The sequence below is a fragment of the Seohaeicola sp. 4SK31 genome, assembly GCF_028802875.1.
Taxonomy (GTDB): domain Bacteria; phylum Pseudomonadota; class Alphaproteobacteria; order Rhodobacterales; family Rhodobacteraceae; genus Seohaeicola.
Window position 1 is genome coordinate 1 of sequence record NZ_JARAMP010000032.1, and the last position, 21,126, is coordinate 21,126.

General features: G+C 58.1%; 21 protein-coding genes and 1 pseudogene. 14 read left to right on the plus strand and 8 right to left on the minus strand.

The features are described 5' to 3' along the window. Positions 1–129: 129 nt before the first annotated feature. Positions 130–1,182, plus strand: coding sequence for a peptidoglycan-binding domain-containing protein (locus PVW27_RS18925; RefSeq protein WP_274560414.1), 1,053 nt, complete (start codon positions 130–132; stop codon positions 1,180–1,182). 473 nt (positions 1,183–1,655) lie between these two features. On the opposite strand, the gene PVW27_RS18930 is transcribed toward PVW27_RS18925, so the two are convergent. After that, entirely contained in the window at positions 1,656–2,327 is a 672-nt protein-coding gene (locus tag PVW27_RS18930) for an ArsR/SmtB family transcription factor (protein WP_274560416.1), read from the minus strand. An 84-nt stretch (positions 2,328–2,411) separates the two neighbouring features. On the opposite strand from PVW27_RS18930, the gene PVW27_RS18935 reads away from it, so the two are divergent. The 4 genes from PVW27_RS18935 (at position 2,412) to PVW27_RS18950 (ending at position 5,401) form a co-directional block, all read left to right on the plus strand. Beyond that, on the plus strand, positions 2,412–3,266 hold the full coding sequence (locus tag PVW27_RS18935) for a sterol desaturase family protein (RefSeq protein WP_274560418.1): 855 nt from the start codon (positions 2,412–2,414) through the stop codon (positions 3,264–3,266). Further along, positions 3,263–3,544, plus strand: a complete 282-nt coding sequence (locus PVW27_RS21610) for a hypothetical protein (protein ID WP_274560420.1) — start codon at positions 3,263–3,265, stop codon at positions 3,542–3,544. Before PVW27_RS18935 ends, PVW27_RS21610 begins: the two co-directional genes overlap by 4 nt. Positions 3,545–3,963: 419 nt before the next feature. Further along, a complete protein-coding gene (locus PVW27_RS18945; protein ID WP_274560422.1) occupies positions 3,964–4,236 on the plus strand; it encodes a hypothetical protein in 273 nt (90 codons plus the stop codon). A gap of 127 nt (positions 4,237–4,363) precedes the next feature. Beyond that, a complete protein-coding gene (locus PVW27_RS18950) occupies positions 4,364–5,401 on the plus strand; it encodes a Hint domain-containing protein (protein WP_274560424.1) in 1,038 nt (345 codons plus the stop codon). 328 nt (positions 5,402–5,729) lie between these two features. Here the strand turns inward: PVW27_RS18950 and PVW27_RS18955 are convergent, their stop codons facing one another. Together PVW27_RS18955 and PVW27_RS18960 are read right to left on the minus strand one after the other, a co-directional pair. Continuing rightward, on the minus strand, positions 5,730–6,839 hold the full coding sequence (locus tag PVW27_RS18955) for a sensor histidine kinase (protein ID WP_274560426.1): 1,110 nt from the start codon (positions 6,837–6,839) through the stop codon (positions 5,730–5,732). A 304-nt stretch (positions 6,840–7,143) separates the two neighbouring features. Further along, positions 7,144–7,647, minus strand: coding sequence for a DUF6647 family protein (locus PVW27_RS18960; RefSeq protein WP_274560428.1), 504 nt, complete (start codon positions 7,645–7,647; stop codon positions 7,144–7,146). 135 nt (positions 7,648–7,782) lie between these two features. Between PVW27_RS18960 and PVW27_RS18965 the strand changes: the two genes are divergently transcribed. Continuing rightward, a complete protein-coding gene (locus PVW27_RS18965; protein WP_274560430.1) occupies positions 7,783–9,024 on the plus strand; it encodes a winged helix-turn-helix domain-containing protein in 1,242 nt (413 codons plus the stop codon). Between the two features lie 5 nt (positions 9,025–9,029). Here the strand turns inward: PVW27_RS18965 and PVW27_RS18970 are convergent, their stop codons facing one another. The 4 genes from PVW27_RS18970 to PVW27_RS18985 form a co-directional block, all read right to left on the minus strand. Next, positions 9,030–10,067 carry a TRAP transporter substrate-binding protein gene (locus PVW27_RS18970; RefSeq protein ID WP_274560432.1) on the minus strand — a complete coding sequence of 346 codons (1,038 nt, stop codon included), beginning with the start codon at positions 10,065–10,067 and terminating at the stop codon, positions 9,030–9,032. Between the two features lie 319 nt (positions 10,068–10,386). Then, complete coding sequence (locus PVW27_RS18975; RefSeq protein WP_274560434.1) at positions 10,387–10,692, minus strand: hypothetical protein; 306 nt, start codon at positions 10,690–10,692, stop codon at positions 10,387–10,389. Positions 10,693–10,709: 17 nt separating this feature from the next. Continuing rightward, entirely contained in the window at positions 10,710–11,540 is an 831-nt protein-coding gene (locus PVW27_RS18980; RefSeq protein ID WP_274560436.1) for a class I SAM-dependent methyltransferase, read from the minus strand. A 254-nt stretch (positions 11,541–11,794) separates the two neighbouring features. Beyond that, complete coding sequence (locus PVW27_RS18985) at positions 11,795–12,334, minus strand: DUF6647 family protein (RefSeq protein WP_274560438.1); 540 nt, start codon at positions 12,332–12,334, stop codon at positions 11,795–11,797. Between the two features lie 112 nt (positions 12,335–12,446). Between PVW27_RS18985 and PVW27_RS18990 the strand changes: the two genes are divergently transcribed. Next, positions 12,447–13,358 (plus strand): LysR substrate-binding domain-containing protein, encoded by a 912-nt coding sequence (locus PVW27_RS18990; protein WP_274560440.1) that lies wholly within the window; start codon positions 12,447–12,449, stop codon positions 13,356–13,358. A gap of 68 nt (positions 13,359–13,426) precedes the next feature. Continuing rightward, a pseudogene (locus PVW27_RS21615) lies at positions 13,427–13,552 on the plus strand (hypothetical protein); the annotation flags it as partial. A 142-nt stretch (positions 13,553–13,694) separates the two neighbouring features. Here the strand turns inward: PVW27_RS21615 and PVW27_RS18995 are convergent. Next, positions 13,695–14,399: a winged helix-turn-helix transcriptional regulator gene (locus tag PVW27_RS18995; protein ID WP_274560442.1), complete on the minus strand. Its 705-nt coding sequence runs from the start codon at positions 14,397–14,399 to the stop codon at positions 13,695–13,697. A gap of 149 nt (positions 14,400–14,548) precedes the next feature. Here PVW27_RS18995 and mddA point away from each other — a divergent pair, with 149 nt between their 5' ends. The 6 genes from mddA (at position 14,549) to PVW27_RS19025 (ending at position 20,883) form a co-directional block, all read left to right on the plus strand. Continuing rightward, positions 14,549–15,286, plus strand: a complete 738-nt coding sequence (gene mddA, locus PVW27_RS19000) for a methanethiol S-methyltransferase (protein ID WP_274560444.1) — start codon at positions 14,549–14,551, stop codon at positions 15,284–15,286. Between the two features lies 1 nt (position 15,287). Continuing rightward, complete coding sequence (locus PVW27_RS19005; protein ID WP_274560446.1) at positions 15,288–15,917, plus strand: OsmC family protein; 630 nt, start codon at positions 15,288–15,290, stop codon at positions 15,915–15,917. Positions 15,918–16,250: 333 nt separating this feature from the next. Next, entirely contained in the window at positions 16,251–16,622 is a 372-nt protein-coding gene (locus PVW27_RS19010; protein ID WP_274560448.1) for an SHOCT domain-containing protein, read from the plus strand. Between the two features lie 385 nt (positions 16,623–17,007). Further along, positions 17,008–19,341 carry a heavy metal translocating P-type ATPase gene (locus PVW27_RS19015; protein ID WP_274560450.1) on the plus strand — a complete coding sequence of 778 codons (2,334 nt, stop codon included), beginning with the start codon at positions 17,008–17,010 and terminating at the stop codon, positions 19,339–19,341. A 508-nt stretch (positions 19,342–19,849) separates the two neighbouring features. Next, positions 19,850–20,317: a preQ(1) synthase gene (gene queF / locus PVW27_RS19020; protein WP_274560452.1), complete on the plus strand. Its 468-nt coding sequence runs from the start codon at positions 19,850–19,852 to the stop codon at positions 20,315–20,317. A 2-nt stretch (positions 20,318–20,319) separates the two neighbouring features. Next, positions 20,320–20,883 (plus strand): VUT family protein, encoded by a 564-nt coding sequence (locus tag PVW27_RS19025; RefSeq protein WP_274560453.1) that lies wholly within the window; start codon positions 20,320–20,322, stop codon positions 20,881–20,883. Positions 20,884–21,126 lie beyond the last annotated feature (243 nt).

The following is a 21,126-nucleotide window of genomic DNA, read 5'->3' on the forward strand; positions in this document are numbered from 1 at the left end:
CCACAGTGAAAATCCTCCCGCCCTCCCTGTCGCCAGAAAGGGTAAAGGTGGACGACTTTTACGCCGCCCGCAGCAGGCTCATCCCGCCGCTACCGTGGCCGACTTTCGCACCGCCGTTCTCAGGTGCAGGTGGCGGGTTTTTTGTCGGACAGGATCAGTTTTGTCGCAAACGAGGCCGTATCCGAGTCTGCCGTGCCGACTCCTGGTGCTCCGTCGGCACTGGCCGAGTTGTCATTCTGGGATGCGGCGCGCGACATCGGCTCGGCGACCGCGTTCGAGAGCTATTTGCAACGCTACCCGCAGGGCCTGTTCGCAGACGAGGCGCGCGCAAGCATCGCTGAGATCCGAACCACCCCACAACGTCAGGCCGAAGCAGGCGAAGCTGCCTTGGACCTGAACCGCGAGGCGCGGCGCGACGTGCAGCGGGATCTGTCCCTTCTGGGGTTTGATCCACGCGGTGTGGACGGCGTGTTCGGCCCCGGTTCCCGGGCGGCCATAAGCGCGCATCAGCGCAGTCTTGGACTGCCGGAAACCGGCTTTCTGAGTGCTGAACAGTTGCGGGTCTTGCGTCGGGATGCCGCCGTGCGTGCCGCCGAACTGGAACGAGAGGCGCAGGAGCGCCGCGAACTGGAGGAAACCCAGGATCGTGCCTATTGGGACAGTGTTGGACGCGGACAAGACGAGGCGGGCCTGCGGGCCTATCTGCAACGCTATCCGGATGGACTCTTCGCAGATCTGGCGCAGCAACGGCTTGACCAGATCGATGATGATAGCCGCCAGCAAGCCGCCGCGGAGGAGCGCAACCTGTGGGACCGCGTTCGCCAACAGGACAGCCCCGAGGCTTACCGGCAGTTCATGCAGACTTTTCCTGACAGCACGTTCAACGAAGCCGCGCGCGCCCGTCTAACGCAGTTGGAGGCAGAGGATGGCAACAGGGCCGAAGTGGATGCCGCCCGGGCCGAGGAAGCGCAGGTTGCCGGCAATCAGATCGTGCGCGCGCTGGTTGAGCAGCGCTTGAACCAAGTCGGCCTCGCACCAGGCGCTTTGGATGGCAACTTCGACGAAGAAACTCGCCGCGCGATCCGGAGGTTCCAGCAGGCCGCGGATCTACCGGTCACCGGATATGTTACGCAGGCCACGATGGTCAGGTTGCTGGCGTCAGGCACCCTCAGGCGGGATTGAGTGGGTTTTGGATGCGGCACCAATGCTGGAACGTAGTCTGCGGCGGCCTCCACGAAACGCCTTCAAGCCGGACCGAAGTTATCCTGTAAGAAGCGGGGAAGGGCTAAAATTACATATCACGCCTAAAATTGAACCTACTATTTGACCCTCAACTGGGCGCCGCAAATGGACAACCGCCTTGGCCGACAGTGAAAGCCTTGCCGGTATCGACAGCCTACATCTAGTATTCTGCACCTGACATAAGCTTTCCAGCTCGCCTCTGGTGTGCCTCCACCGTTCGGAGAAGGTCTGAGTGTCTGCTATGCGCAGATTGCGCAATTGCGCCCTGCTGATCGACGGACGCAGATGAAGCAATGTTGCTGAATCAAATCGCTCAATCAATTGTTTGCCGATGCTGGATTACGCCTACGTTTGAGTGGTCGGCTCCCAAGCTGATCACCAAACCGGACTGGTCGCATGTCAGGTGTCCAATATTACTCAGGTGATGCCTCGGTTAGCACGGGTCGCCCGTCTTCACGCCACTCAGGAAGACCGCCCTCAAGCCGCTTTGCGTTCAGCCCGTGCTTGCGCAATGCTGCGACCGCCTGATGGGCATATATGCAATAAGGCCCGCGGCAATAGGCGACGATTTCGGTTCCGGGGTCGAGGGTGGGAAGGATACGTTCCAGATCAGCAAGCGTGATGTTGCGCGCGCCGGGGATGTGCCCGCTGGCGTATTCGTCCGCGGGGCGCATGTCGAGAACCGTCACGGAACCTTCGGCCAGTCGCACAGCAAGGTCATCGCGAGTCACCGGTTTCGGCGCGTCTTGCCCATCGGACAGGCCGCGCAGGATGTGTTCAACCTGCGCCAGGTTCCGCTCGGCGACGATGCGCAGCAGGTCCATCAGCGCCAGTGTCCGTGCGTCGGTGAGCCGGTAGATCACCGCCTTGCCGTCGCGGCGGCTGGTAACAAGGGCGGCACGGCGTAGCTGCTGCAAATGCTGCGAACAATTGGCGACGGTAAGCCCGGTCTTGTCGGCCAGCGCCTCCACTCCGCGTTCTCCTTGCGCCAGCTGTTCCAGCAGAGAAAGCCGCGCTGGCGCTGAGAGCGCGCGGGCAACAAGCGCGTATTCCTCGAGCAGGGCTGTCTTCGGGCTGGTTGACATCGGGAACTCCAAGCTCTAATCATTCAAGCGTTAAATTGAATGATAGCCATTTTGCCGATTTCCGCAACCCTCAGGGTCAAACCTATGTCTGAAACCATCCTGTCCGCCGAACCCGCGATCCGCCTCAGTATCTTTCTTGGCGTGCTGGCGGTGATGGCTCTCTGGGAGGTCGCAGCCCCCCGGCGGCGGCGTGACATTCCGCGGGTGATCCGCTGGACGAACAATCTGGGCCTCGTGGTGCTCGACACCGTGATCCTGCGGCTGACCTTTCCCATAGTCGCAGTCGGTCTTGCCGTGATGGCCGAGAGCAACGGTTGGGGGTTGTTCAACAACATAGACGTCCCGGTCTGGGTGGCCATCGTCGTCTCGATGCTGCTGCTTGATCTCGCGATCTACCTCCAGCACGTCATGTTCCACGCGATCCCCGCCCTGTGGCGGTTGCACCGGATGCACCATGCCGATCTTGATTTTGACGCTACGACTGGCCTTCGTTTTCATCCAATCGAAATCCTGATCTCCATGGGGATCAAGCTGGCGGTGGTCGCGGCCCTCGGACCGCCCGCCATTGCCGTGCTGCTGTTCGAGGTGCTCCTGAACGCCACGGCGATGTTCAACCACGCCAATATCGCCCTGCCGCGCCCGGTGGACCGCGTGTTGCGCCTGTTCGTCGTTACCCCAGACATGCACCGGGTCCACCATTCCGTCGATCCGCGCGAGACAAACTCGAACTACGGCTTCAACCTGCCGTGGTGGGACCGGCTGCTCGGCACCTACATCGCTCAGCCGGCCAAGGGCCACGAGGGGATGGAGATCGGGATCGAGCAGTTCCGCACACGCCGCGACCTGTGGCTTGACAGGATGTTGATCCAGCCCTTGCGCGGGCCAGCATCAGGCCATGCGCTCGATCCTCAGAACACGAAAAAGGAGCCCGCGGAATGACCGCAAGCACGTTCACGCGCGGCATCCGCGAGAACAGGGCTCAGATCGCGCATCAACTGATCCAGGTGATGCTGGTGGGCTTCGCCATCGGTATGACGCGCACGGTCGTCCCGGCGCTGGCCGAGAGTGAATTCGGGCTGGAGCGCGGCTCGCATCGGGATCGCTTGGCAAATCTTCAGGGCGATACCAGACGGTCTTGCGGGCCTCGTGGTCATAGTATGGCAAGCCACGCAGATCCTGTGGCTCGATCGTGGTCAGCCGCAGATCAAAGAGCTTAGCACCCATGCGGTCAGCGAGTTGCTGGACCACCTGATTTTTGCCAACGCCCGGTCGACCGTGCAACATCCATGACGCCGTGAAGCCGCCTGCACTTTGTGACTTCCACCCCTCGTAAAGAATGTCGAGGATGGCGCTGCCTGGCAGGCTGGCCGCGTTCAGGCTTTTGCGGCGATGGCATGGAAGACAGTTTCCGCGCCGAGTATTTCCGTCTCGTTCAGTGATCTCCACCACAGTTTCGGTTGTCATGTTGTAGCTTGATTTGGAATAGGGTGCGTATCCTCGCTGTCCCACTTTGGTCTGTTAATGATATTGGGGGCGGTCCCATCATAGACCTTCCACATGACAACCTATCCCAATGCCTATCTTGTTCAAAAGGTTAGTATTTTGTCCTATGTCCTTGAAGGAAGAGGACAAGACAATGTCACCTGAGAAAGTCTCGGCAACGGATTTCACCCGTCATTTTGCAAAGATGCAGGAAGACGTAGCTAAGTGCGGGGCCATTGAAGTCAGCAGTCATGGACGTATTGTGGGGGCTTTCGTGTCTCCCGAGGTGCTGGCCGAACTGCAATGCTTGCGCGCCAAAGAAGCCGTTGAGCGCGCCAGTGCCGTTCCGCATCCAACCAGACCAGAGCCGCCTGAAGTGATCGTGGAATCCCGCGAAGTAGAGGTTGACCTGTGGCATCGCCGATAAACTGGATGTGGTGCAGTTCTCATGTTCAGCGGATGCCTACCGCCAGAGATTTGCGCTGCGACGAGAATTCGCTTTCAAATGATCACCGCTTAGAAGAGAGATCCATGATCTCGGGGGAAACAAGCAAATGCCCACCATATCGCTGACACTTCAGAACGTGAACGGCGATCCATTAACGAGCGGCGGTAGCATAAACATAACGACCGGGACCACCATCGGTGCAGTTTTCAACGAATCCTCAGGTTCGGTTTCTCTAAATACCGTGCTTGCAAATGACTCTGTGACTATAGCCGGATTTACATATTCTTACGATTACCTTGGATCGGGCAATGTAAGGGGTGATGAGAACCAAGGGGCGGCTTTTATACGTATCACTTCCTCGCAACCGGGCGCGCCGATCCCGGTCGGCGGGACTTTTGCAATCGATTTGACAGGCGAACCGGGTGATGCAACCTATCCCAACCTGCAAAACGGAAACACGCAACTAACGGTAGCCGGACTTAACACATCATCTCCGACACCGTTTCCTGGCGTGCCCTGTTTCGTCGCAGGAACCTTGATAGAAACATTGCGCGGTGAGGTGGTGGTTGAGGAACTGAGGGTAGGGGATCCTGTCCGCACCATGGATTGTGGCTATCAAACAATCTGCTGGATTGGTCGGCGGCGGCTCAGCCAGGCTGAACTCGAGGCCAACCCTCAACTCATCCCCATCCGAATTCGGGCAGGCTCGCTGGGTGCTGGTAAACCCAATACGGATCTACTTGTATCGCCTCAGCACCGGGTTCTTGTCCGCTCGAAAATCGCTGAGCGGATCTTCAGTAAAGTCGAGGTTCTCGTCCCAGCAAACAAGCTTGTTGCCATTGATGGGATCGATGTCGAGTGGGAGGCGCAGGGAGTGGAATATTTCCACATCCTGTTCAAAACTCATCAGATTGTGTTTTCCAACAGAACACCGACCGAAAGCATGCTAACAGGGCCTGAGGCCCTTAAAGCTGTTTCGCTTGACGCAAGACACGAGATCGAAACGCTCTTTCCTGAGATAACGGCACCAGACTTTGTGCCAGTATCAGCGCGGTTCATCCCAGACAATGGAAAACGGATGAAGGAATTGGCGCAGAGACTGCAGAGGAATAAAAAGCCAGTGGTGGAGGATTTCACTGTCTGACGTCATCGGCAGCGTATGTTTGTAATTCGTTGAACTTTACCGCCAGATCGGCACCCTGCAGGGCGATGGCGTGGACGTCGAAGGCAGCCAGTTCAAGGACTTAAATAGCCAGGCAGGAGCTACAGCAAATACATTGTCAGCTGTCTCGCTCACATCAAAGGCTGTGTAGAATTTTACATTAACGAGATGGTCTGGATCTACCGTCAGGAAGCAGGCGCGGTTCCCGCGTCCCACGCTCGACGTAAAAGGCGGGAAATATGCATTCGAAGTGGACTCTTCGGTACAATCCAAAATACAGACGAGGCGAATGGGCTTTGGCTCTATTCTGCTAATCAATGTGTTTTATGGGGATATCCACCCAAAAAGTTGTTCCGTCAACATTGCTTGAATAGCCAAGATGTCCTCGAATATGCTCGACCAAGTGTTTGGCAATGGCGAGGCCAAGTCCGGCGCCTTCTTTCCTTCTTGTGCTGGTGGGGTCAGCTTGCACAAAAGTATCAAAAATGAACTCTCTCATTTCCTCCGGAATTGGACGGCCTTGGTTAGAAATAGACACTCGGACGAAGCTATTTATTGCTTGTACATTGACAGTCACGGTTCCCAAGCGCTCAGAAAACTTGATGGCGTTAGCAATTAAGATACCAAAAACACGTGAAAGTTTTTCTGGATCCGAACTGCAGATCAACCCTGCATCTCCGTTGACGCATTGTATTGCGACCGAAGCAGTCGCCGCCCTAAATTGATTGGCTCCAATGACATTCTGAACAAGCTCGGACACATTGACGTCCTCCAACAAGGGCTCGAAGATGTCAGAGGTCAGCGTTTCCATTTCCAGAACGTCGTCGAGTAGCGACTTCAGGCGCCTCGCATTTTTGGACGCAACTGCTATCAGGTTCTGATCGTTGTCTGTCTTGGTCCCAATCGACATGTGTTCAAGAAGTGTGAGCGCGCCAATGATCCCGGTCAAAGGAGTACGCAGTTCGTGATTTACCGTCGTTATAAACTCACTTTTTAAGTGCTCTAAGCGACGAGCTGCTGTGATATCCTGTATCTGCGATATATACATTACAGGAAGTTCATTTTCGTCCCTAACAACGGTCAAATTTAGTATGCCGGTTAGAAGTTTGCCGCTGGAATGGATATAGCGCTTTTCAAGCGCAACGCTCTTTTGATGGCTGGCAACCATTTGTCTTGCGACCATTACGGTTGCATCACGGTCTTCAGGGTGAGTGACTTGCTTGAACCCCACCTGCATCAACTCTTCCTTAGAGTAGCCAAGAAAATTGCATAATGCGGGGTTCACGTCGATCCAGACGCCATCCATCGCTGTGAGCGCCATTCCAATCGGAGAATGCTCCATAGACGCTCGGAAACGCCGCTCGCTTTCCCTCAGCTTAGTAAGCACCGTCTCGTCATGTGTCAGATTGTCACCGCCCAAGATAATGGTCCGTTCATGTTTAGGCTCGGTGTTGCCAGTCTCAGTCTGGGCTGGCTACATAGAGTGGTCCGATCTGATTGTTAGTGCATCACTGCACCAAGGTGCAAGGAACCGTGCTGGTGTTCACTTTGGGAAAGCTGCGATGCAGAACAATTACTTGAAATTGACCGGTCGCTTTGAGCGGACCGTATCGCAGCAGACGGGTCAACTTCAAAAACCACAGGCAGTCATTCATGCATCACATATGCGATGACGGACAATTTTTTCAATGAATCTGAAAATTCGGTTGACCATCCCGGGGTAATCAATGGGTGCACACGGTTCCGACCAGAAGAGTGGCAGCGTCGATTCCGAATGCGCTTTCCAGATTCTCGCCGAAGAGGCCGAGCCACGCCTCTTGGGCGCGGTAGGCCACAACCTCACGTTCAGCCGGGCAGGCAAAGCGCATGTCGGAGACCGCCTGGAGGTGGTGCACCATCTCATGCACGAGGACTGAAAGATCGGCAGGGGTACTGCCGGTCCAACTGTCTGAAAGATAGATCGTGCGGCCTGGGTGGTCATAGACGGCGACTACCTCACCGGGGCGCAATGCTGCTGCAACGCCGTAACGCATCTCGACCAGTTTAGCGTCTGTTATGGTGACAAGAAGGGGTGGTTTCGTCGAGACCGCAAGGTCGAAATTAGTGGAAAGCCACAGCATCACAGTGTCGAGCAAGGCAGGTGGTTCGCGCGTTGATCCAAAAGCGGCGGACCCCGCAAAGGCAATGCACAGCGCGAGAACGGCGGGAGCTTTGCACAATATTTTCATGGTGGTCCTCCATAAAATGGCCGTGGACTGACTGGGACCACAGCAGCAGCAAAAGAGGAGGGGAGTCATGAAACTACGCTGAAAAAACCGTGAAATTGTGCTACAATTCTTCATTAAGTGCTCTGGAGCCTCTACATGGACACGTCTCTGACCACTCCCTTCGGAGGGTTCGTCCTGAACCGGGCGCGCGGGTGCGTGGAAGATACCCGGGGAGACGAGCGCTTTTTGCGACCGAAGTCATACCGCCTGCTCGAGGTCTTGCTGGACCGACGCGGAAAGCTGGTGAATAAGGATGATTTGGCTCGCGAAGTGTGGCCGGATGTCTGCGTATCAGACGATTCCCTCGCGCAGTGTGTCAGCGACATCCGACGAGCGCTTGGGCCAGAGGGTGCAGGTCTGCTGCGCACTGTGCCGCGTCGCGGCTATATGCTGCTGGACGAGGATGCGATCCGCGAATGTCCGGGCAAGATGCGGGCCAGATCCTGGAAGTTTGGGGTCGGAATCGTGACTGCTGGCATCCTCGTGGTTTCTGCCGGGCTTTGGTGGTTGGCGCCTCAGCCCGTGAAGGTAACGATGGCCATCACGGAAGACGTGACGCTGCCGGCTGAAGCGCGAGCTGCAGCGCTGCTTGACGCACGCGACTGGCGTAGGCGCGAGAACAATGACGAAGCGCGCACGCTTCTGGAGGCGGTGCTTAGGGAGGACCCAGATAATGCGGACGCCTGGGCGAGCCTCGGCCTGACGTATTGGCTTGAGGTCCGACATGTGGCTTGGGGCGGCGGAAGGCGCGAAATGAAGCAAGCGCTTGATATGGTGGAGCGTGCGATTGCCATCGGCGGCAGCGCACGGTCGCACCGACTACTTGCGGAAATGCGTCTTTTAGCGCCATTTCCTGATATGCGATCCCCGGTCGATGCGCTCGCCAATGCGAGGGCGGCGGTGGCGCTCGACCCTTCAGATGCTGACAATTTGGCGGTACTGGCGCAGGTCTTTGTGTTGACTGGTCGCGCGAAAGACGCGGTTCACGCCATTGAAAAAGCGCGGCACGGCGACCTGACAGCGCCAGATTGGCATCGCGAGATTGCGGGGCTGAGTTACCTTCTCGTGGGCGAACCTGCTCGTGCGGTCGAGGAATTCGGGCCGCTGCATGGTGCGGGAACCTTTGTTAGCGCGCGGTGGTGGCCCGGCTGGCTGCTGGCGGCAAGTCTCGCTCATGCGGGGCGGGTCGAAGAGGCGACGATGGTCATTCGCACTGCACAAAACGGCCGGCCTTTACAGTCTATGGCAGGAATAAGCCAGTCCTTGACTGGCTTTGCTGATACAGCGGGTCTTGATGTCGTTTTGGACGGGCTCAGAATGGCCGGGGTTACAGACTGAGCCGATCAGTCGACGTAAGCACGTGTTTCCCAGTCGCTGTAGCCCCTTTGGAACTCACGATACCCATGCCAGACATTGGCAAAAAGCGGATCGCGGGCTGTGTCTTCGGCGATTACCTCCTCCCACGCTTGGCGTAGCGCGACGAGCGTATCTTTTGGCCATGAATGCAGTTCAACGCCCAAAGCGCGGAACCGCGCCAGTGCGTCGATCTGTTCCACCACTGCTACCGAGGCCGCCCATGCAATCGTGTCGCTGCACGCAGCCCTGATAGCTGTCTTATGATGATCCGAGAGCGAAGCCCAAGATTGCGCGGACATGAGAACCTCAAGCGGGGTAGCAGGCTGCTGCCATCCCGGAAAGTAGAGGTGCCCAGTAATTTCGGCGATCCCCAGTTCAAAATCGATTGAGGGCAGCGAGAATTCGGCTGCGGAGATGAGCCCCGCCTCGAACGCCAAACGGATTTCACCTGCTGGCAGATCGTAGGGAATGGCGCCGAGCTTGCGCAACACCCGCCCGCCGTAGCCGAAGCTTCGTATCGCCAGCCCGTCGAGATCCTCTGGTCCAGCGATCGGCTTTGTGAACCACCCGCCGCCTTCGGCAGGAAGGGCACCGCAATACAAGCTTTTGAGTCCGTGACGCGCGTAAATCGCATCAAGCGCCGCAGCGCCGCCACCTTCTTTCATCCAAGCAGTGAAGCCTGCTGGATCGGGGCCAAAGGGAAACCCGCCAAAGATCGTTAGCGCCGGGTCCTCACGGTAATGGTGCCCCGCAGATCCCCAGACTGCATCAACAAGACCGGACTCGAGCGCGGCGAAAGTGTTCTGGTCGAGCACCATACGATCGTGCACTTCAATGACGAGGCTGCCGCCGGACAACTGCCTAACCCTCTCGGCGAAATAAGTGCCGGACTCACCGAATAGCTTTGGGTGAAGCACACTGTTCATCCGCCAGTTCAGCGTTTTTTCTTGACTTATTGCCGATCCCGCCAAAAACGACCCTGCGAAGATTGGCGCTGCCAGAAGGGCAATCCGGAACAACGGCATCAAGACGTCCTTAAATTGCTGCGATGGCAAAGAAGACCTGATTGTCTTCTGACAATAGCATGGCGCAGACAAAGCTGGGCATAAACTTTCGGATCTGAATTTCACGAAGGCTGCCTACACGGTCTTGGCGTAGATAGCTCGCATGGGAGCGCCTCGACATTAAACGGTTGGCGCTCCACCATCACTTCGGGGGACGCGATGGCTTGATTGGCGAAATGTCGGAAGGCTATAGGCTCAATCGGCGCGGGACGACGGTGTGCCGATTGAGCCTTTAGGAAGGCTCCGGAATACCTTGCCACAAGTGCTCTGCCACCCGGGCCTAACGATACTTGTTCTCAGCCGGCCGAATGTATTTCCATAGCAGGCAAAACGGATCACCGACGAAATCTCGGCCCTTCTGGCTGAAGCCAGCCTGCCAGATCACAAAAGGAGGCTGTGGCTCGAGATACTCTTGGACACTTTCTCGCATCGCGTCGACCGGATCGCCCCACAACGGAATGAACTTGTAGCCTCCTGCATTAGAGACAGCACTAACGAGGTCAGGGCCGCTCGCCTCGCTACGTGGCTCCGAGAAGATGGGAATCTCGACCCCGAGGATGTCCCGAAGCGTCTTTTCCACTTTCATTCACCTTCTTCCTTGGTTCAGGCGGGATAGGCCCTTGCGGAAATGACAACGGCCGGTATCGGGATCGTCCATTCCGGCCCGTCGCCGTGATTTTCGAGGACCCGCTGCACTACGGCAGCCCGGATCGCACGCGCGTTGTCCTCGGGCTGAGGTCGCAGCAAAGCGCCGCCCCGGGCCGTGCCCTCACGGAAAAAGTCGAATGCGGTGCCCGGGTCATTCACACACCAACTGGACCCGACGACTTTGCAAGAAAACTCATTAAAGCCAGCGATCTGCAGCTCGGGATAAGCGATTTTCGGGTCGGCATAGTCATTGGCGCCTGGTCCAGGCGGCAACGCGATATCCGGCGATCCATAGATTCCGATTGCGTTGAAGACATAGCCGAACGCACCATCAACTTCGGGACCGCACCATGTTGAAAAGGCAATCCGGCCGCCGGGCCGCAAAACCCGCCGCGCCTCTGCCAGTACACGAGTTGGCTCGGGGACATGAGGCATGCCGAAGCCGATAGTGACCGCGTCAAAACCGGCATCTACGAAGCCAAGCTGCATCGCGTCGCCATTAACGAAGTGCGCACCGGGAACGGCGGCCTGCGCAATGGCGAGCATAGCGGGCGAAAAGTCGAGGCCGGTCACCTTCGCGCCGGCCTCGACCAAAGCGGCCGACACGTTCCCGTGCCCGCAGCAGAGGTCGAGAACTTCCATGTTTGGCCTTGCTTTAACGGCAGACACCAGATGCGGGATGACCATGTCCGAAGCCTTTGCGAACCCGCTTGCATAGGCTTTGGCAACGGCCGGCTGTGACCATTCGCGTTTTTCCAACTCGGCAAAGGCTTTGGTATTTCGCATGTTGCGCCCCCCTCGTTTCGTAAGTCGCGCAGCGGACCCCTCGCAAGAATTTACCACAGTCTATCCGAAATTCGCTGGAAAACCTGCAAAACGCGTTTCCCGGCTTGAGCTCTTATTGGTGTTTTGTTTCGTGTAAACGCTTAGGCTGGGTGTTGGGCGAACCGAGCTTGGCAGCTATTGATTGATGGGTCGATCCAACTCTGCCAATAGCCACTCCGCTGCGCGGATGACGCGCGCACTGATACCGTAACCGCTCAGTCCGGATGGATGTCGCGCGGCGTGCACCCGGCGTCGAGCACCGCTGCCATCCAGTTCACTTCGATCGCGCGCCCCTGATCCGCCAGCCAAGCCTCCTGAAGCCGGTAGGCGGGCAGTTCCTGCGCGGCGGGGCAATACCAATGATGCGGCGCCTGACGATGATGCACCAGTTCATGCAGAAGTACGCTGATGTCGTCCGCATCGCGATGGTCCCACGGCTGAACCAGCAAAATCTCGGACCGATCCGGATCGTAGAGGCCCCTCAAGGGACCGCGCTGGGAACCGGCTGTCGCGCCCCGCCGTGCCTCGGCCTGCCATCGGCTAACGAAGCGGACACGCGGCAGCGCATCACGTCTGGGCCAGTCGGCTTCCGCGTCAAGCCAATCCTCGAGGCCGGAAACCAGCGCGTTCATATCGTCCTTCTGGCGCCACTCGGACGGTGCTATGAGGTGGACGGCGGTTTCTGCTTGGGGCAGCGCCGTAAAAAGCGTGGTGAGGGCCGTGGCGAGCACCACAGCAATACGGGAGCAGGACATGGCACCCTCCGATGTGTGATTTTGCGATTTTGTGATCCGATGCTAAGCTGAAGAAGCAACGGCACCGAACGATCACTTTTCAGTTTCGCGTGAGCTCAATTCAGGCAAAGACATGGGACGCAAGCTTCCCCCCTTCGCCGCCGTCCGCGCCTTCGAGGCCACTGCGCGGCACATGTCGGTCAAGACCGCGGCGGACGAATTGTGCCTGACGCCCTCTGCAGTGAGCCACCAGATCAAGTCGCTGGAACGATTTCTGGACACGCAGCTTTTCGAGCGCTCCGGCAACCGTATCGCGCTGACCCTAACGGGCGAGGCCTATGCCGGGAAGCTGACCCACCTGCTCGACGCCATTTTCCAAGAGACTGAGGCCGTTCGTGCGCCGCCCCGCATCTTGCGCGTCCTGTCGACGCCGGGGTTTGCCGCACGCTGGCTGGTGCCGCGTCTGCCTAAGCTCGACTTTGCTCAGGACATCCGACTTCGGGTTTCGAACGGGGCCCCCTCGCTCGATTTCGCCTCGAACGACGCAGATGTGGTGATCCAATGGTCCGATCGCCCGACACCGGGCCTGCGGGTGGAGCCATTGATGGCCTCGGCCCGCTATCCCGTGATCTCACCGAGATTGCGGGAACTTGCGCGCGTCCGGCGACCGGAGGATCTGCTGCGGCTCACGCTATTTTATGACGAGACCGACGATGCTTGGCCCGACTGGTTCGCCGCGGCTGGATTCTCTGGGATAGACCTCCCGCCGGGGCCAACCTATCCCAACTGTGAACTATCGACGACGATGGTCGAACAGCATCAGGGCGTATCGCTCGCTTACGACGCCGTGGTACGCAATACTATCGCTTCTGGCCGGCTTGAGCGGCTCTTCGACGTGACCACGTCGTCGATATCGATCTACGCTATCGCTTGTCCTGAGGCGCGCGCGGAAGAACCCCGGATCGCCGCGTTTCGGTACTGGCTGCTTTCAGAAGCCGAGGCAGAGGGCGTCACGCCAGGGCATATGCCTCGCGCCGCAGAGTGACCCAACCCAGTCGGCCGGCGCGAAAGCGCCTGCGGGGCCAGGGTATAGTTTGAACGCAGGGTTGCGAGGTCGGAGGGCACGTCTGGAGACGCGAATCGACCTTGGCATTGATCCCGGCGATGTCGGATGCGGTAGAGATTCCGGCGCTGGCTGCTGGTGGTATTATGGCGGCAGAGACATGGCGGCGGCTCTGATGCTCGGAGCTGCCGGGGTATTGCTGGGATCACGTTTTCTGGGCCAGTCCAGAAGCCAAGATCCACGAGACCTACAGAGAGCGTGTGGTAGCAGCCGCCGAGACGGACACTGAAAGGCTTGCCGACCTGCGAATTTGATCAATCAGCGCTCTGAACTTGCCGGTTGGACACCTACCAGAGGCGACTGCGCCATCCAGTCCTGGGCGGAATTGATCAGATGCCTGTCGCCGTCGATAAAGGCGGAACGGGCATCGGTTGCATCTTTGACGCTGATATCTCCCAACCAAAGCGCAACCAATGTTGCAAGTGGCGCCGTCAAGTAGATGTCCACGTCGTGGCCCGGGTCATCGGGGCACAAATCCACCGCATCCCCGTTCGCAATGACCCACCAAGTGTTGAGATCGATCCGGTCCGAAATCTGCACGAGGATCACGGTTTCCCCATCCGGTAGCCCTTGAGTTTTCAGGGTGCGGTGAAAATCCCACATGAACCCGCCGACGTCACAATCCTGTGCAGCGATACTGCGTTTGCGCCAGCGCATCCCCCAGATCGCCATGCTCTCGACAATTGGGCCAAGCTCGCGCCCTGAGCGGGTGAGCCTGTATTCGACAGCTTGCATAGTGGCGGATGGTTTTCGAACAATGATCTCTGCAGCTTCAAGCGTTTTTAACCGCTTGCTCAGGATCGACGGCGACATGCGCGGGATCGCTTTTTGAAATCCACCGAAACGGGTTGTTCCCAGAAACATCTCTCGCAGCAGGAGCAGCGTCCACTTGTCGCCAAGGATGTCAGCGGAGGCCATCGCCGGACACAAGCTGCCTGATACGTTGCGGGTTTTCTCATCCATCGCCCAGCCTACTGCCAAGTCGCCCGCGTTAGCAACTACGGTTTCTGTAGCGGTTTCATACGGATCAAGAAGTATCCATCGGCTTCTGAAGGGCACATTCTGTAGCGGCATCCGGTCCATCGGGTGTATTCAATGGAAAGGAGCCCGCCATGGGCCGTTCAGCTACATTTCTGTATGGCATAATCGCCTATACCATCTTTCTGGTCACCTTCCTCTACACGATTGGTTTCGTGGGTAATATCCTCGTCCCGAAATCAATCGATTCCGGCACACCAGGCCCGATCACCGCTTCCATATTTATCAATCTGGCTCTGCTTTCGGTTTTCGCAATTCAGCACAGCATCATGGCCCGTTCCGGATTCAAGCGAGTTTGGACAAGGATCATTCCCAACGCGGCCGAACGCAGCACCTACATACTGATGACTTGTGTTGCGCTTGTCCTGATTTTCCTGTTTTGGCAGCCCGTTCCGGACGTAATCTGGAGCTTTGACAACCAAGTCGCTGGCGTCATCCTGACCGCGTTGTTCTGGTGCGGATGGCTGCTCGTTCTGTCCTCAACCTTCATGATCGACCATTTGGATCTGTTCGGCCTGAAACAAGTCTTTGCACATCTGAAACAGCGTCAGGCGGTGAAGCCGAATTTCGTCAAGACGGGTTTTTACCGGCTGGTTCGGCATCCGATCATGACCGGGTTTTTAATCGCCTTCTGGGCCACGCCAACCATGTCGGCGGGCCATCTGATGTTTGCGCTTGTGATGACCGGTTACATCGTGATTGCCGTTTTGTATCTTGAGGAGAAAGACCTGATCGCCAGCATCGGGGATGACTATTTGACCTACCGGAACGAGGTCCCCGCCTTTGTGCCCGGCTTCAGGCGAGGACGCTAACATGACGCTCGATCCCAAACACCTCGGACAGGTTCAGGCCCTCGTCACTACCCCGCCACCCAGTGTTCAGGACCGACAACTGCCTCTGCGCGGCCAATATCGGGACACACCGGACGCGGCTTGGGTGTTCGATCACGCCTACACATCGGACGCCCAGATCCCCGCGAAGCATCCCTTCCATGGGCATGTTATCTGCGGTGAAGGCTTCCCGGTAAACATTCCGGTTTCAGTGCATAAGGCTGTTGGCGGCGAAAGTGACTTTCCCTGTCCGGGTGAGCTGTTGGCCGCAGCCTTGGCAAGCTGTCTGGATACGGCGATCCGCATGGTAGCCAACATAAAGGGGATAGAGCTGAAGCATCTGCAGGTTCATGTCAGTCTCGGTGCGGATGTGCGCGGTGCCCTGATGACAGGCGAAAACGTGCCAGTCGGTTTTCAGAGCGCCAATATGAAAGTTGAAGTAGAAGCGCTGGATGACCTGCCAGAGGCGCACCTGCGCGCTTTGGTCGCCGCCGCAGAGCGAAGCTGCGTCATTCTGCAAACACTCCGTGCTCCGCCATCTGTGGACGTGGAATTTTGCAAGGCTCCGTTGGAAAACAAAAACCGCCAATCGTCGAGGTTCTATCGGAGATAGTCTCGTTTACGGACAGTGAACGAAAGTCAGTCCCGATTGCCGGTCACTTTGAAATTGCTGCTCGGTGCTTGAACGACCAGTTCTGTGAAGCCGCGGCGCGGCATCGAGCTGATCGATGGATGTCGGCTTTGGGCCGTTAGTTTAGATGGCCCAGTTCCTTAAATTTCAAAGGTCTTTGCAATTGCAAGAGCATTCTCCCTACTTGTCTCCGCAGAATGCTACGCAGCTCGGCACTGTCGTGTTGATATGGATCATGGTCCGGGCGCCGTTGTTCCAATACGAATCAAATTTGGAACGTGGCCGTCGTCGATGCCACGCAAAGGGAGTCAAAGTATGGAATTCAGGAATAGAGCGATTGTCTCAAGCATGGCAGGCGCACTCAGCATCGCGGCGACGTCGACGATGGCACAGGTCGGGGAAACTCCGGTTCGAAACATACCTTACTATTATGGACATGACATGATGTGGGGCGGCGGCCAGTGGGGAGGCTTCGGAATGGTACTTGGACCGATTCTGATGATCCTGATCGTAGTTGGGATCGTTGCCGGCGTCATATATCTACTGCGCGTGTTCGGCGTGGTCGGACCCGTCGGCAGCAGTCAAGTAACGCACGACCGAGCCATGGCGCTTCTGAAGGAACGCTATGCCAAAGGGGAAATCGACTCGACCGAGTTCACTGAACGCAAGAAGCTGTTGGCTGATTAAACCGTGTTTCGAGAAAACATTTGCGTCAGCACAGCCGGGTTCCGGTGAATAGCCCACGTCATAGACCTTTCCAGCCAACCTGAGAAATAGAGGGAAAGTAGAGCGGCGGACAACATTCCTGACACAAGAGGATTGCGCCAACGTTAGAATGGTCGGTTTCCGAGCGGACCACCGAATGATCAAATCCAGACCAGAGTGCTCGCATGCCAGGCGTCGACTGTTACTCCAGTGTTGCCTCGTTCAGCACGAGCCGCTCCTCTTCACGCCACTCAGGGAGACGCTCGTCAAGTCGCTTTGCTTTTCCGCCCACGCTTCCGCAAAGCAGCGACCGCCTGAGCCTCTGGAGTGCGCAAGCTAAAACAAGACAATGAAAGGCTGGCAGACCATGGAGAACGATCACCATCACGCGCCGCCCGACATCCCGGCTGGGACCGAGACGGCAAAGGACCCAGTCTGCGGCATGACTGTCGCCGTCAAGCCTGACGGGCGTCGCGCCGAGTTTCACGCCGAGACCTTCCATTTCTGCTCGGAAAAATGCCAGGCGAAGTTCAAAGCTGATCCGTGGTTCTACGCTTCAGGGCGTGCCGCTGGACAGAAGAAGGCCGCCCCGGCCAACGTCCAGTACACCTGTCCGATGCATCCCGAAATCATCCGCGATGAGCCGGGGGCCTGCCCGATCTGCGGCATGGCGCTGGAGCCGATGGTGCCGTCTGACGAGCCAAGCGAGGAACTGACAGACTTCACGCGTCGGATGTGGATTTCGGCCGCAGCCGCGGTGCCGCTTGTCATCCTGACGATGGGCGAACTGGTGGCCTTTCCGGTGCGCGACTGGATCGGGCATCAGACCGCCAGCTATCTTGAGTTCGTGCTGGCGACGCCGATCATCCTCTGGGCCGCTTTGCCGTTCTTTCGGCGCGGCTGGGACTCGGTGGTGAACCGCAGCCCGAACATGTGGACCCTGATCAGCCTCGGCGTGGCGGCTGCCTACCTCTATTCACTGGTCGCGACGTTCCTGCCGGGCGTTTTCCCCGAACAATACCGGATGGGTCACGGCGTCGGCACCTATTTCGAGGCGGCCGTGGTGATCGTCACATTGGTCTTCGTGGGCCAGGTTCTCGAGTTGCGCGCGAGAGAGCGCACCGGAGATGCGATCCGCGCGCTGCTGGACCTCGCCCCCAAGACGGCGCGGCGCATCCTGCCTGATGGCAGCGAATACGACGCCCCCCTCGAGAACATCATGGAGGGAGATAGGCTCCGCGTGCGGCCCGGAGATGCGGTCCCGGTAGACGGGCTGGTGATTGACGGACGCTCATCACTTGACGAGAGCATGCTGACCGGCGAGTCGATGCCGATCGAAAAGGGTCCGGGCGATGCGGTGACCGGCGCCACGATCAACAAGAACGGCAGCCTGGTGATCGAGGCGGGCAAGGTTGGCGCGGATACGGTGCTCGCACAGATCGTGGCAATGGTGTCGAACGCGCGCCGGTCCCGTGCGCCGATCCAAGGGCTTGCAGACCGGGTCTCGGCAGTGTTCGTGCCAACTGTGGTCGCTATCGCCATCGTCGCATTTGTCGTCTGGCTGATTTTCGGACCGGAACCCGCACTGGTCTTCGCCATCGCATCGGCCGTGTCGGTGCTGATCATCGCCTGCCCTTGCGCGCTGGGTCTCGCCACACCGATCTCCATCACCACGGCCGCGGGCCGCGGCGCGCAAGCGGGCGTCCTGATCAAGGACGCTGAGGCGCTGGAGCGCATGGCGGGCGTCGATACGCTGATTGTCGATAAGACTGGCACATTGACCATGGGCAAGCCCAAATTAACGGACATCCTTGTGCTCATGGACCTGCCGGAGGCCGACTTGTTATCGCTGGCCGCAGCGCTCGAGCGCGGCTCGGAACATCCGCTGGCCGAGGCGATCGTCGAGGGGGCGGAGGCGAAGGGTGCTCCGCGTCAGGAGGCCACTGACTTCGACGCCGTCACTGGCAAAGGCGTACGTGGCACAATCGGCGAACGTGCGGTGGCACTCGGTAACGCCGCGATGATGCGGGAGATGGGACTGGACACGGGGGCGGCAGAAACCAAGGCCGATACCTTACGCGCCGAAGGCAAGACCGCGATGTTCATTGCGGTCGATGGCGTGCTGGCCGGCATCGTGGCGGTCGCCGACCCGATCAAGGACAGCACCGCGCAGGCGATCAGGGAACTTCACGCGCAGGGTCTGCGGGTGATCATGGCAACCGGCGATAATGAACACACGGCGCAGGCCGTGGCGGGCAAGCTCGGCATCGACGAGGTCCGCGCTGGCGTCCTGCCCGAGGCCAAGAAGGACCTGATCGACCAGTTGCGCCGCGATGGGCACAAGATCGCGATGGCGGGCGACGGTGTGAACGACGCGCCCGCGCTGGCCGCTGCCGATGTGGGCATTGCCATGGGAACGGGAGCGGACGTGGCGATGGAAAGCGCTGGGATCACCTTGCTTGGCGGCGACCTGATGGGCATCGTGCGGGCCCGCAAACTGGCCCGCGCCACGCTGCGCAACATCAAGCAGAACCTGTTCTTTGCCTTCGCCTACAACGCCCTTGGCGTCCCCATCGCGGCAGGCCTGCTTTACCCCGTCACCGGCCTTCTGCTCTCGCCGATGATTGCCGCAGCGGCCATGAGTCTTTCTTCGGTGTCAGTGATCTCCAACGCCCTACGGCTGAGGCGGGTCGATCTCTGATATGCCAGCACACCTACAAGAACGAAAACTATATGACCCAAGACACATTTAGCGCCGCACGAAACGAAATCCCTGCGCAACCGGAATTACATTAGGTCAACATCAACGGCGAGAGAGTACTCGTAGACCCGGAGAACAACGTGATCGTGCGCCTGATCCGCTGAAGCTTAATGTCAGGTTTGAAAGGAAAAGGCTCGGCATTTGCCGGGCCATTGGTTTGAACGCAATCTTGGCGTGCAGCTCTTCCCCTGCTTCCCGTCGATCTTGGATTTGTTTCGTTGCATTGTTCAACCAGGTCGTGCGTATCTTTGAGCAACTTTCGTCTGTTGAAGACTGCCATTCACAGAAGACGCGGAAGGACCCTTTCAAGAGTTCATTCGTTAGGATATGCGATCAAGCTTGGTCTAACAGCCTCCGGTCGCAGCCTACCCGGTTAAAACAAGGAACACTGGACAGCTGCGTTCGGCGCAGCGGGCTCGGCGGAGGCCTTCAAGAAGGTATCTCTGCATTGTCTGACGACTCGATCTACTCCGGCCTCAAGCAATTGGGCCAGGCAACTCCTATCCCAAGCACACCCGAAGAGGCTGTACTCGAACGGGTGCGCAATCCACAAACAGACGTGCGATATTCGGTGCGCTTTACGGCACCAGAATTCTCGTCCCTCTGCCCGATGACCGGCCAACCTGATTTTGCGCATCTGGTCATCGATTATGTACCCAAAGAATGGTTGGTCGAGAGCAAGTCGCTGAAGCTCTACCTCACATCCTTTCGGAATCACGGAGCCTTTCACGAAGATTGCACCGTCTCTATCGGCCGCCGTCTCGTGGATTTACTTGAGCCTGAGTGGCTACGCATCGGGGGGTACTGGTACCCGCGGGGAGGCATTCCGATCGATGTATTCTTTCAAACGTCATCGATGCCAACGGACCTTTGGATACCCGATCAAGGCGTTCCGACATATCGCGGGAGGGGTTGAAGATGACGCTGAATACTATCCGGCAGCTTGAAGGCTTTGCCTATCTTGCCCTGTTCGCGCTGTCGATCCCGCTCGCGAACTGGCTGATTGGAAACGTTGGGACGTTTTGTGTTCCTGATGGACCCTGTGTGATACCAGTTTGGCCGGGCATTTCCGCCCCAAGCGGCGTGTTGGCCATCGGTGCTGCGCTTGTTCTCCGCGACCTTGTGCAACGCCGCCTTGGGGTGCGGTGGGCGGTTGCAGCTATTGTCGTCGGGGCAGCGCTCTCAGGTCTTGTAGCGCCACCTGCATTGATCCTGGCGTCCGTAGTCGCTTTCGCACTTTCTGAGATCGCAGACCTCGCGGTATTCACACCCCTTCAGCGGCGCGGACTCGTTCTTGCTGTGGCTGCGAGCGGGGCAGTAGGGATCGTCGTCGACAGCATACTGTTTTTGTCACTTGCCTTTGGAAACCTCGAATTTCTGTCTGGTCAAGTGATTGGAAAAACATGGACTCTGATTGCTGCGCTTCCGTTGATCCAGCTTGTCAGGTCGAGAGACAAGAAGCTTGGTTTGATCCCGGCGTGAACGGTTTCCTGCACAGTGTCCGACCCAAGATGCTGTGCAGGTAACCTAAGTGAGTGGATGACATTGGATGCCCCTTTGCTCGCTTACTTCATGTACGCCTTTCATTTGAACTTTTCATCCGGATTTTCTGCCACTCCGGCAGCGGACCTACGCGTGATCGCAGCGACTTCACCCTTTGTTCGCACTGCTGCCATCCACCCTACGAAAAGCTGCACCACGCACGAATGACCGGTCTGGCAAGCT